Below are 11,186 nucleotides of genomic sequence, written 5' to 3' on the forward strand. Positions count from 1 at the left end.
GCCTGACCGCCCTCGGCGTGCGTCAGCCGGTCGGCGTCGTCGTCGGCATCACACCCTGGAACGCGCCGCTGATCCTCGGCGTGCGCTCCATCGTGTGGCCGCTGGTGTGGGGCAACACCGTGGTGCTGAAGTCCTCCGAGCAGACACCCCTCACCCAGGCCGCCATCGTCCAGGTGCTGCACGACGCCGGCGTACCCGCCGGAGCGGTCAACCTCATCAGCAACGCGCCCGAGGACGGTCCGAGCGTCGTCGAGGCGCTGATCGCCCACCGCGCCGTGACACGCGTGAACTTCACCGGATCCAGCCGGGTCGGCCGTATCATCGGCGAACTCGGCGGCCGCCACCTCACCCGTGTCGTACTCGAACTCGGTGGCAAGGCGCCCTTCCTGGTGCTCCCCGACGCGGATCTGGAGGAGGCCGCCGCCGCGGCCAGCTTCGGCGCCTTCATGAACCAGGGCGAGATCTGCATGTCGACCGAGCGCGTCATCGTCGACAGAACTGTCGCCGACGAGTTGTCCTCCCGCCTGGCCGAGCGTGCCGCCAAGCTCGTCGTCGGACCCCCGAGCGACCCCGCCTCACAGGTCGGTCCGCTGGTCCACGGCGCCGCCCGCGACCACGTGGTCGAGTTGATCGAGGACGCCCGCGCCAAGGGCGCGCAGGTTCTGGCGGGCGGCACGGCCGACGGCCTGTTCGTGCACCCCACCGTGCTGCGCGGGGTCACGCCGGACATGCGCATCTACACCGAGGAGACCTTCGGACCGGTGGTCTCGATCATCGAGGTGGATTCGACCGACGAAGCCGTCACGGTCGCCAACGACACCGAGTACGGACTGTCCGCCGCGGTCTTCGGCAAGGACGCGGCCGCCGCCCTCGACGTGGCCCGCCGCATCAAGTCGGGCATCTGCCACATCAACGGCGCCACCGTGCACGACGAACCCCAGATGCCCTTCGGCGGTGTCGGCGCCAGCGGATGGGGCCGGTTCGGGTCCCGCGCCGCGCTGGAGGAGTTCACCGAGCTGCGCTGGATCACCATCCAGTCCGGATCCCGCCACTACCCCATCTGACATGCGACGAGGTCGTACGGAGCACGTGACACGGCGTGCGCCGCGCCCTGAGCCCTTGCTCCCATGGCTGTGGGGCCTCGCTGCGGCCTTCAGCCCGGCGGTGGGAGCTGCATGGCTGGCGGACGCCCGAGAAACAGAGGCCTCCCAGCGGCTCGACCGAGAGCTCGAAGAGTTCTTCCGGTCCGTCTGACCGCGCCCCTGTACCAGCATCTCCACCCCTCCGAGGAGTCAACAATGTCGCAGGCCGACAACGACCGCCACGAGATACGGCGGCTCATCGAGAACTGGGCGCTGTGGCGCGACGCCGGGGACTGGGAGCGCTTCGCCACGGTCTGGCATCCGCGTGACGGCTGGATGAGCGCCACCTGGTTCCAGGGCAGCGCCACCGACTTCATCAAGGCCAGCCGCGAGGGCTTCGAGAACGGCGTCAGCATCCTGCACTTCCTGGGCGGCCACACCGCGGACATCGTCGGCGACCGCGCCATCGCCCAGACGAAGATGACGATCAATCAGCGCGCGAGCGTCGACGGCGTCGAGGTCGATGTCGTATGCACAGGCCGCTTCTACGACTTCCTCTCCCGCCACGAGGGTCGCTGGACCCTGGTGCGTCGGCAGCCGATCTACGAGAAGGACCGGCTCGACGTCGTGGACCCCGCCGCCTCGCTGACGTTGGCCCCGGAACTCCTGGGCCAATTCCCGGCCGGCTACCGGTACTTGGCCTACCTGCAGACCAAGGCGGGATTCACGGTGAAGGACGGGCTTCCCGGCCTCACCGGCGCAGCCGTCGAGCAGCTCTACGGTGAAGGCAAGCAATGGCTGGTGGAGGCCTGATGAAGTTCACCCACGCGACCCTTCCCCAGCGGGTGGTGTTCGCGGCCGGGGAGTCACCCGCCGCCGTGGCGGCGGAGGTCGAGGCACTCGGCGGTTCCAAGGTCATGTTGATCGCGTCGGACCGTGAGAAGGAGCTGGCCGACCCGATCGCCAAGGAGATCCCGGTCGTCCTTCGTCACGAAGAGGTCGTGATGCACGTGCCGGTCGAGGTCGCCGGGCGAGCCCTCCGGACGGCGGTCGACGCGGGAGCGGACATCCTGGTCAGCGTCGGCGGCGGCTCGACCACGGGACTGGCCAAGGCGGTGGCGCTGACCACCGGGCTGCCGATCGTCGCGGTGCCCACCACGTACGCGGGCTCCGAGGCGACCAACGTGTGGGGCCTGACCGAAGGCGAGACCAAGACCACCGGCGTGGACGACAAGGTGCTGCCCGCCTCGGTCGTCTACGACGCCGCTCTGCTCACCTCCCTGCCCGGCGAGATGACCGTGGCCAGCGGCCTGAACGCGATGGCGCACTGCGTGGACTCGATGTGGGGACCGCGCACCGACCCGATCGACCGGGCACTGGCGCAGGAGGGCATCCGCGCGCTGGCGACCGGTCTGCCGGCGGTGGCCGACGACTCGGCCGGCGTCGAGGGCATCGAGCAGACGCTGTACGGCGCCTACCTCGCCGCCGTCGCGTTCGCCTCGGCAGGCTCCGGGATGCATCACAAGATCTGTCACGTCCTCGGCGGCATGTTCAACCTCCCGCACGCACAGACCCACGCGGTCGTGCTGCCCTACGTGCTGGCCTTCAACGCCCCGCACGCCCCCGAGGCGGAAGCCCGTATCGCCCAGGCATTCGGCTCCCAGAAGGCCGGCGCCGGCCTGGCCACCCTGCGCGAGGTGCTCGACGCGCCGAGGGCACTGCGCGACTACGGCATGCCCGAGGACGGCATCGCCAAGGCGCTGGGGCCGATCATGAAGGCGATCCCCGACAACAACCCGGCCCCCGTCACCGACGAGAACCTGACCGCGCTGCTGAAGGCGGCGTGGGCCGGCGACCCGATCAACTGAAGGAGGCCGTCATGGCTACCTACGTCAACCCCGGCTCGGCCGAGGCCGGTGCCCACGGCACCATCTACCGCGAGGTGTCGCCGGAGCAGCAGACCGTCGAGCAGCAACTCGTCGACAACGTCGTGGCCTCCTTCGACGCCTGCCAGGACCCGCGGCTGCAGGAGCTGATGACCTCCCTGGTCAAGCACCTGCACTCCTTCATCCGCGAGGTCCGGCTGACCGAGGAGGAGTGGGGGACGGCGATCGACTTCCTCACCAAGGCCGGCCACATCACCGACGAGGTCCGGCAGGAGTTCATCCTGCTCTCCGACACTCTCGGCGCGAGCATGCAGACCATCAACGTCAACAACCAGGCCTACAAGGGCGCCACCGAGGCCACCGTCTTCGGGCCGTTCTTCGTCGAGGACTCCCCCGCCATCGAGCTCGGCGAGGACCTGGCCTTCGGCGCCCCCGGCGAGCCCTGCTGGGTCGAGGGCACCGTCACCGACACCGACGGCACCCCGCTCGCCGGCGCGCTCATCGAGGTCTGGGAGGCCGACGAGGACGGGCTGTACGACGTGCAGTACGAGGCCGGAAAGCGCGCCGGCCGGGCGCACCTGTTCTCCGCGGCCGACGGCAGCTACCGCTTCTGGGGCCTCACCCCGACGCCGTACCCGATCCCCGACGACGGGCCTGTCGGCAAGATGCTCGAAGCGGTCGGCCGCTCACCGCTGCGCGCCGGCCACCTGCACTTCATGGTGTCCCACGAAGGAGCCCGCACGCTGGTGACCCACATCTTCCCCGAGGGTGACCCGATCGGCCGCAAGGACACCGTCTTCGGCGTGAAGGACTCGCTGATCAAGCGATTCGAGCAGCAGCCCGCCGGTACGCCCACCCCCGACGGCCGCGTCCTCGACGGCACATGGAGCCGTGTGCGCTTCGACATCGTCCTTGCCCCCAAGGGCGTGTGACCTGCCCGCCGCTCCCACCGAGGAGGCGGTTCCCGTCGCTGGGGCGGTGCGCCGCCGTCGCGACGGACGCGGAGACGCCGACGGGCGGCCCGGAGGGCACGATGGCCCACCCGTCCTACGTACAGCGGCGCGAGGCGAGGCGTCTCACACCAGCCAGTGCCGCAAGCAGCAGGGCCAGGTACGGTTTGCCGACGTTGATCCGGTAGGCGGCGAGCGCTGTGGACGGCCGACCGTCCACAGCGCTCTTCCGGCCTCCTGCCGGAAGGCGGCCCGCGTCCCGCTCGGCTCCCGTCAGGCCGCCGGCAGCAACTCCGCGAAGTCGCGCAGCGGGCGCGTGCCGTCCCAGTCGACCGATGCCCGCCAGACGGAAGTGAAGATCCCGCGCGTGACCTCGTTGTCCTGGACGAGCTCGATCATCCCCGGGGCCTCCTCACCGGTCTCCAGGAAGAAGACCTCACCCCCTGGGACACGACCGTGGAAGAGCACCGACGCTCCGCCCGCCTCACGACGTGCGACCTCTTCCTCGACGTTCGGAACGGCCTTGGCGACGTGATGGAAGCCATAGCCACGGCGCGCGTGGGCGTCCCTGTAGATGGACGGCTCGTCGTCCAGGGTCTGGATCAGCTCGACCATCGTGTGGCCCGAGAAGGCGAGGGCGAGGGTGAACTCGGCCTTTCCCGGCTCACCACGGTAGGTGGAGCCCGCTCCGCCGATCCTCTCGTTCACGAACCAGGGGCCGACGCCGAGTTCACCGGTCCACCAGCGCATCCCGGCGGTGAGGTCGGGGACCGTGTAGGCGAACTGGATGATGGCGTCGGTCGGCTGGCCGAAGGGAAACTCCATGCTGGTTGTCCTCGCTCGTCTCTATGCCGACGGGCGGGTGAAGCCGGTGGCGCCGCCGTCCACCGGGAGGGCCGCGCCCGTGATGTAGCCGGCTTCGGATGAGGCCAGGAAGAGCACCGCGTCAGCGAGTTCGTCCGGTTCTCCCTCTCGGAGCATGGGAGTGCTGAGCCTGACCCGCTCCCGGAATGCCTCGGCTCCGCCGGGCGGAAGGCCCGTCGTGCGGGCGGCGATGTCGGTGTTCATGCCGCCCGGAATGACGATGTTGACCCGGATTCCGTCGCCGATGACTTCGGCGGCGAGGATGCGTGTCAGGTGCTCCAGCGCGGCCTTGCTGGTGCCGTAGGCGGCGGTTCCCGCGCTGGCCCTCCGACCGGCCGCCGAGCCGCAGAAGACGACGGCCCCGCCGGGTGCGAGCAAGGGCCTGAGACCCTGCATGAGGAAGAACGAGCCCTTGACGTTGGTGTCGAACACCATGTCCCAGGTGGCTTCGTCCATGTCGTCGAGGCGCTTGATGCCCGCCTGCCCGGCGTTGAGGAAGGCGGCGTCAAGGTGGTCGACCTGTGCGGCGACCTCGGTGACGGCGGCCTTGATGCCGGCCACTGAGGAGAGGTCGGCCGCCACGGCGATCGTGCCCTCGCCGATCAGTTCGCTCGCGAGCTTCAGCTGGTCCGGGTCCCGCGCGACGATGACCACACGCGCACCCTCGCGCGCGAAGGCCTGTGCGGCCGCCAGACCCAGGCCCCTGCTGCCGCCGGTCACGAGACAGGTCTTTCCGAGGAAACGATGACGCCGGTCATCGACGGCCCCGTCGCTGCTTCCGGCGTCAGTCGTGACGTTCATGGTTCTCCTTCGTGGGGGGTTCAGGAGTGGCGGTTCAGCAGTGGCGGTTCAGCAGTGGAAGTTCATGTGTCGATCTCGATGCCGCCGAACGGAGCCCCGCCGTTCAGGACGCGCTCCTCCGGCGGAATGGGCGCAAGGCTCACCCGTACGTCGATGCAGGTCGGCCGGCGGGCCGCCAGAGCGGCCTCGATCGCCGGGCGGAGCTGGTCGAGTTCGGTGACGTCGACGCCGTCCGCACCGAGAGCCCGTGCCACGCCGCTGTAGGAGCCGTTCTGCAGGCGGTTGTTGGTGACGCGGTCCTGTCCGAACAGGAACTGCTGGGTGTGCAGGGTGGCGCCCCAGGCCTGGTTGTTGAGGACGATCACGACGACCGGGAGTCCCGCGCGGACGAGGGAGTCGAACTCGGCGAGGCTGTAGCCGACGGCGCCGTCGCCGGTGACGAGAATCGTCGCCTTGTCGGGGGCCGCGTACTGCGCTCCCAGGGCCACGCCGAAGTTGCTGCCCATCGAGCTGAGGTAGCCGTGCCCTAGGTAGTGGGCCAGCGGGGCGAGGGCGATCGTCTCGGAGAGCCACAGCTCGGTCAGGGCGCCGTCGACGACCACGGTGGCGTCGTCGGGGACGCTCTCGGCGATCGTACGGACCGCGAGGTACGGGTGGATCGCGTCGTCCTCGTGCTCCTCGGTCTCGGCGGCGAGCGCGGATCGCCGAGTGGCCGAGATGCCCCGCAGGGTCCCCAGCCAGTCGTCGCGCCCGGAGGGCACGGGGCTGTCGCCCAGGCGCTCGTACAGCAGGCCGATCGTGCCGATCGGGTCGGCCTGGACGCCGAGTTCGACGTCCTGCAGACGGCCGAGTTCACGGCCGTCGGGGTCGATCTGGAAGATCCGCGCGCTCTTCGGGAGCAGTCTCCCCGTGCCGAACTGCGTGGCCAGTCCGAAGCGCAGCCCCAGCAACAGGACCAGGTCGGGCCGCTCGTCCTCGGGGACGGTGGCCAGGGACTGGATGAGACCGACGTGCTGCTCTGAGCCCACGATCGCCCCGAGGCCCTCCCAGTCGGAGAAGAGGGGCACTCCGGTACGGGCGGCGAACTCGTGCAACCGTGTCCGTGCCTCGGCGGTGACGAAGGACTTGCCGACCAGCGCGATCGGCCGCCGGGCGGCGGCGAGCGCCTCGATGATCCGGTCGATGCCATCGGTGGGGGCGATGCCGGTGCCGTCGATGTCGAGGCGGTAGTCCTCGACCTCGTCCGCGTCGACCTGCTGGCGCAGGACGTCCCAGGGAATGTCGAGGAGCACCGGGCCCTTGGGCTCCGACTGCGCTATGCGTATCGCCTGGGCGACCAGGCGGGGGATCAGCTCGGTACGGGTGACGCGGTGCGCGAACTTGGTCACCGGGGTGGCCATCGCGACCTGGTCGAACCCGGCCTGCTGGTCGTTGACCTGGTCCGTCTCGAGGGGGCCGGAGCCGGCGATGTAGAGGACCGGGGTTCGGTCCAGATGGGCGTTGGCGACAGAGGTCAGGACGTTGGTGAAGCCGCCGCCGGCCGTGACGACGGCAACTCCCAGGTTTCCGGTGACGCGCGCATAGCCCTCGGCCGCGTGGCCGGCGTTCATCTCGTGGCGCACGTCGACGATCCGGAGCTTGGCGTCGAGGGCGTCCTGGAGGATGCCGTCGATATGTGCTCCGGGCAGGCCGAAGGCGACGTTGACTCCGGCTCGCTGCAGCGTTCGCACGACGAGCCCACTACCGGTTGCGGGTGCCATTCGGTGGTCCGCCCTTCTGGACATACTCAGGGTTCCGACAAAAGTCGCCGGAACAGGGCCGTATCTCGGGCCATCCGTACCGGAGTCTCGGGCGCGGCCCCGGTGACGACAATGGCCGTGTTCGTTGGATGGTCAACGCCTTGTCCGACAGAGACAGGCCGACATCCCTGGGCAGGACTTTTGGGCGGCCCGGTACGTCGTTCCAGGCGGTGCGAGTCCGGTCGGCGCAGCCGCGCGGACGGCGTGACGCGGTTGCATCACGCCGTCCGCGAGTTACGAGGCGGCCGGAGTTCACCATCTACGACCAGCTGACCTTCATGCGGCAGATCGGGCTCGCCTGACGTTCTCATCAACCAACGCGTCCATGTCCCCCGGGAGGCACATGTGCCTCCCGCAGGACCGCTCACACGGAGGCAGAGACGGCGACCTCGGGGTCGTACTCGTAGATCCAGCCGTTCGACCTGAGCGGGTCGGCCTGCGAGTACGCCAGGTCGCGGGCCTGCTGGTCGGGGCCGTCCGGAAGGTGGTTGATGTGGGACCGCCCGTGCGACACCTCCTGCAGGCGCGCCGTGCGGCGTCGGCGGAGTTCTTCGTAGCGCCCCAGGGCCGCCAGCGGGTTGTCCGGGTCCTCCGCCAGACAGAGGGCCAGGACGGCGCCGTCCTCGATCGCCTGGGCAGCGCCCTGGGCGAAGAACGGGAACATCGGGTGGGCCGCGTCACCCAGCAGGGTCGCGTTGCCGCGGTTCCAGTTGTCGAGAGGCTCGCGGTCGAGCAGCGCCCAGCGTCCCGGTGTGTCGGCCGACCTGATCAGCTCCACCAGGCGCGGATCCCAGCCGTCGAACTCGTCGAGCAGTTCCCCGAGCGTCGCGGTGGCCGTCCACGACTCGACACTGCTCGCACCGGCTGGTGCGAAGGCGACGAGATTGACGTAGTCCCCGCCGGAGACCGGGTAGTGCACGAGGTGGTGGTCGGGGCCGATCCAGAGGGTCTGGGCGCGCCGCCTGGCGAACTCGGGTGCTTTGTGCGCCGGCACGAGGGCCCGGTAGGCGCAGATGCCCGACTCCCTGGTCCGAGTCGGCCCGACGATCGCGCTACGCACGCGTGAGTGGACTCCGTCGGCACCGATGAGGATGTCCGGGCGAACTGTTTCGCCGTCCTCGAACCGGAGCACCGCCTGGTCGTTTTCGAACTCGACCGAGACGCAGCGCCTGCCGAGGTGGAGCGAGTCCTCGGGGACGGCCGACCTCAAGGCATCCAGCAGGTCTGCGCGGTGGGCGGTGTAGGTGTGCTCGCCGTACAAACGTTTGCAGCCGGCCTGGAGGTTCTCCGCGGAGAGGACGGTGCCGTTCTCCCAGCGCCGGAACTCCCAGCCGATCTCCATCTGCACCGCGCGCTCGACGAACCGGTCCAGCACGCCGAGACGCCGGAGCAGGCGGGCGGCGTTGGGGGCGATCACCAGGCCGGCTCCGACCTCGGTGAGGGCTGCGGCCTGCTCGTAGACGTCACTGTGGAAGCCCTTGTCGCGGAGGAAGGCCGCGGCAGCGAGGCCTCCGATGCCGCCACCGAGGATCGCGATCCTGGGGCCTGCTTCCGTAGTCATCATGCTCTTTCACTCCCGTTGACCTCTGGCGAGGTGGTGACTGGCTGCCTGCAAGAGTTCGGCAAAGTACGCGCTGAAAGAACAGCTTCATTCATCCAACGAACATTGGAGGTAGAGTCACGGCGCCACGCAGGATGAAGGAGAGGCCCATGCCTCGTGCGAACGAGCCAGGACGCACTGTCAGCTCCCGCCTCTGGGATCTGCTGTTCGCCTTCGACCCCAACAACACCGAGCTGAGCCTCGCCGACCTGGTCCGGCGCACCGGCATGCCGCACGCCACCGCCAGGCGCCTGACGCTCGAACTCGTGGAGGCGGGCGCGCTGGAACGCACCAGCGACAACCGCTTCGCGATCGGCCTGCCGCTGTGGCGCCTCGGGACCCTCGCACCACGCGCCGAGACGCTGCGCAGCGCCGCGCAGCCGTTCGTGGAGGACCTGTACACGGCTCTTCGCCAGCATGTGCAGTTGGCTGTACTCCAGGGCGACCAGGCCGTGATCATCGAGCGGTTGTCGGCCCACAACGCCGTCGGTCTGACGTCACAGGTCGGCGGCCAGCTGCCCCTGCACTGCTCGGGCGTCGGCAAGGTACTGCTGAGCCACAGCAGTCCGGCGTTCATCGACGAGGTGCTGGCCGGAAGACTGCGACGCTTCACTCCCCGAACGATCGTGGACCCGACCGAACTCCGAGGCCAGCTGGCGTCCTGTCGCTCGACCGGAACGGTGGTCGTCAAGGAGGAGCTCAGTGAGGGGGCCGAGTCGGTCGCGACACGCATCGTCGACGGCCACGGCAAAGTCGTCGCGGCCCTCTCCGTCGTGGTTGCCGCGGGCTCGATCAAACTGCAGGCGGCCGTTCCCTCGCTGGTCGCGAGCGGACTGGGGTTGTCCAGGAGTCTCGGCTGGAGGCCGGGCATCCCCATTCGCACCTCGTGACCTCTCGCGGGGCGAGGAAACCGGCACGTCAGCGCGTCATGCCGACGGTTGCCGCCGGGAGAGCTGCATGTGACCGAGGCGCCATCCCTCGTCGGTCGAGAACCACACCCGGGTGGCCACGGCCTGCACCAGGAACGGCGGCAGGTCGGGCAGGCGCCGGATGCGCATCTTCTGGAAGCACGTCACGACGGCCCGTCCGCCCCGCTCCCGGCAGGTCACCTCGCTGGTCTCGGCCTCGACCGTGGGTCCCATGGACGCGTTGTAGCCGAGGAAGCGCTCGCGTTCATGGACGTTCCCGACCGGGCCGTGCACGATCACGCAGTCGGGAAGCATGAGTTCACGCTGTTCCTCGTCCCCCTTCGTGATCGCGACGAGCCAGGCGGCCTCCGCCTCGGCGACCGTGGCCGGTGTCCGGACGTCGTTCCTGCTCGTCCCCGGGTGTGTCGTGGTCATGGTGCGGCTCCCGTCCGAATGTGTCGGTTGATCGTTGTCTCTTGTACGCCATGACCCGCCGCGACTACCGCTTTCGGGGAGTCGCGGCGAGCGCTCCGGTTGTCCCGGCGCAGGCGTGCCCGTCGGGCGGTCAGCCGTCGAGGGTGTGCGGGTCGTCGTCGAGATGAGCCTGGTCCGCGCCACCGGGCCCGCCCACGAGGGTGAGCGCCGCCGCCAGCAGAGCGGCCACGCCACCGAGCACGAACGCCAGGGAGTAGCTGCTGCTGAGGGCGTGGAAAGCGACGTCCTTGAGCGGGTTGAAGGGGATGACGTGACCGTCCGGCGAAGTGATGCTGCCCGGCACCGAGTTGGCGCCGAGCGGGCCCGAGCCCACGGCGTGCACCGCCGCCTCCAGCTGCGGCTTCTGATCCGCGGGAGCATGGGCCGGAGCGGCCTGAAAAGCCGCGTAGGCCTTGCTCAGGGTCGGATTGTCCGCCAGGTTGCGGGAGATCTCCTTGGCGGCCTGGCTCAGCGCGACTGCACCCATGATCGCGGGGCCGAGCGCGAACCCGAGGTCCCGGAACGTGCTCGTGGCGCCGCTCGCCATGCCGGCGAGGTGGTTGGGCAGCGTGTTGACCGCGACCGCGCTGATGGCGGCGAAGGCGAGCGCCGAGCCGACGCCGGCGAGGACCAGCGGCCCGACGATGGCGGTCAGTGTCCGATCGCTCGTCGGAACGCCGGCGAACCACAGCCCGCTGGCGCCGATGAGGACCAGGCCGGTGAAGAGCACCCACCGGGGGTTGTACCGCTCGAGCAGCTTGGAGGTGAGGGGCAGTTGCACAAGGCCGATGCCTCCGAAGAAGAGGTAGGCGACAGTGGACT

General features: G+C 69.6%; 11 protein-coding genes. 5 read left to right on the forward strand and 6 right to left on the reverse strand.

Features of this window, described 5'->3' with window-relative positions; genetic code table 11:
- From JF597_RS47640 to JF597_RS47655, 4 genes are all read left to right on the forward strand, one after another.
- Positions 1–1,064: aldehyde dehydrogenase family protein (locus tag JF597_RS47640; RefSeq protein ID WP_294011727.1), on the forward strand; the 1,064-nt coding region annotated here is incomplete at its 5' end.
- A gap of 234 nt (positions 1,065–1,298) precedes the next feature.
- A complete protein-coding gene (locus JF597_RS47645; protein WP_294011729.1) occupies positions 1,299–1,895 on the forward strand; it encodes a nuclear transport factor 2 family protein in 597 nt (198 codons plus the stop codon).
- Positions 1,895–2,950, forward strand: coding sequence for a maleylacetate reductase (locus JF597_RS47650; RefSeq protein WP_294011731.1), 1,056 nt, complete (start codon positions 1,895–1,897; stop codon positions 2,948–2,950). Before JF597_RS47645 ends, JF597_RS47650 begins: the two co-directional genes overlap by 1 nt.
- 11 nt (positions 2,951–2,961) lie before the next feature.
- The gene (locus JF597_RS47655; RefSeq protein WP_294011733.1) at positions 2,962–3,900 is read left to right on the forward strand and encodes a dioxygenase; all 939 of its coding nucleotides are present in this window, start codon (positions 2,962–2,964) and stop codon (positions 3,898–3,900) included.
- A 291-nt stretch (positions 3,901–4,191) separates the two neighbouring features.
- Here JF597_RS47655 and JF597_RS47660 read toward each other — a convergent pair whose 3' ends face one another.
- From JF597_RS47660 to JF597_RS47675, 4 genes are all read right to left on the reverse strand, one after another.
- Positions 4,192–4,743 carry a VOC family protein gene (locus JF597_RS47660; protein WP_294011735.1) on the reverse strand — a complete coding sequence of 184 codons (552 nt, stop codon included), beginning with the start codon at positions 4,741–4,743 and terminating at the stop codon, positions 4,192–4,194.
- Positions 4,744–4,764: 21 nt separating this feature from the next.
- Positions 4,765–5,583 (reverse strand): SDR family oxidoreductase, encoded by an 819-nt coding sequence (locus tag JF597_RS47665; RefSeq protein ID WP_294011737.1) that lies wholly within the window; start codon positions 5,581–5,583, stop codon positions 4,765–4,767.
- A gap of 62 nt (positions 5,584–5,645) precedes the next feature.
- Positions 5,646–7,367 (reverse strand): thiamine pyrophosphate-binding protein, encoded by a 1,722-nt coding sequence (locus JF597_RS47670; RefSeq protein WP_366916554.1) that lies wholly within the window; start codon positions 7,365–7,367, stop codon positions 5,646–5,648.
- Between the two features lie 379 nt (positions 7,368–7,746).
- Positions 7,747–8,946: an FAD-dependent monooxygenase gene (locus JF597_RS47675; protein WP_294011741.1), complete on the reverse strand. Its 1,200-nt coding sequence runs from the start codon at positions 8,944–8,946 to the stop codon at positions 7,747–7,749.
- A gap of 146 nt (positions 8,947–9,092) precedes the next feature.
- Between JF597_RS47675 and JF597_RS47680 the strand changes: the two genes are divergently transcribed.
- Positions 9,093–9,872: an IclR family transcriptional regulator gene (locus JF597_RS47680; RefSeq protein ID WP_294011743.1), complete on the forward strand. Its 780-nt coding sequence runs from the start codon at positions 9,093–9,095 to the stop codon at positions 9,870–9,872.
- A 36-nt stretch (positions 9,873–9,908) separates the two neighbouring features.
- On the opposite strand, the gene JF597_RS47685 is transcribed toward JF597_RS47680, so the two are convergent.
- Both JF597_RS47685 and JF597_RS47690 read right to left on the reverse strand, forming a co-directional pair.
- The gene (locus JF597_RS47685) at positions 9,909–10,325 is read right to left on the reverse strand and encodes a nuclear transport factor 2 family protein (protein ID WP_294011745.1); all 417 of its coding nucleotides are present in this window, start codon (positions 10,323–10,325) and stop codon (positions 9,909–9,911) included.
- 130 nt (positions 10,326–10,455) lie between these two features.
- The coding region (locus JF597_RS47690) for an MFS transporter (RefSeq protein ID WP_294011747.1) at positions 10,456–11,186 on the reverse strand (731 nt) is incomplete at its 5' end.

Source organism: Streptomyces sp. (assembly GCF_019510245.1).
GTDB lineage: Bacteria > Actinomycetota > Actinomycetes > Streptomycetales > Streptomycetaceae > Streptomyces.

Coding starts and splice junctions, on each gene's coding strand:
- JF597_RS47645 (WP_294011729.1), top strand. CDS start 1,299: ATGTCGCAGGCCGACAACGACCGCCACGAGATACGGCGGCTCATCGAG.
- JF597_RS47650 (WP_294011731.1), top strand. CDS start 1,895: ATGAAGTTCACCCACGCGACCCTTCCCCAGCGGGTGGTGTTCGCGGCC.
- JF597_RS47655 (WP_294011733.1), top strand. CDS start 2,962: ATGGCTACCTACGTCAACCCCGGCTCGGCCGAGGCCGGTGCCCACGGC.
- JF597_RS47660 (WP_294011735.1), bottom strand. CDS start 4,743: ATGGAGTTTCCCTTCGGCCAGCCGACCGACGCCATCATCCAGTTCGCC.
- JF597_RS47665 (WP_294011737.1), bottom strand. CDS start 5,583: ATGAACGTCACGACTGACGCCGGAAGCAGCGACGGGGCCGTCGATGAC.
- JF597_RS47670 (WP_366916554.1), bottom strand. CDS start 7,367: ATGTCCAGAAGGGCGGACCACCGAATGGCACCCGCAACCGGTAGTGGG.
- JF597_RS47675 (WP_294011741.1), bottom strand. CDS start 8,946: ATGATGACTACGGAAGCAGGCCCCAGGATCGCGATCCTCGGTGGCGGC.
- JF597_RS47680 (WP_294011743.1), top strand. CDS start 9,093: ATGCCTCGTGCGAACGAGCCAGGACGCACTGTCAGCTCCCGCCTCTGG.
- JF597_RS47685 (WP_294011745.1), bottom strand. CDS start 10,325: ATGACCACGACACACCCGGGGACGAGCAGGAACGACGTCCGGACACCG.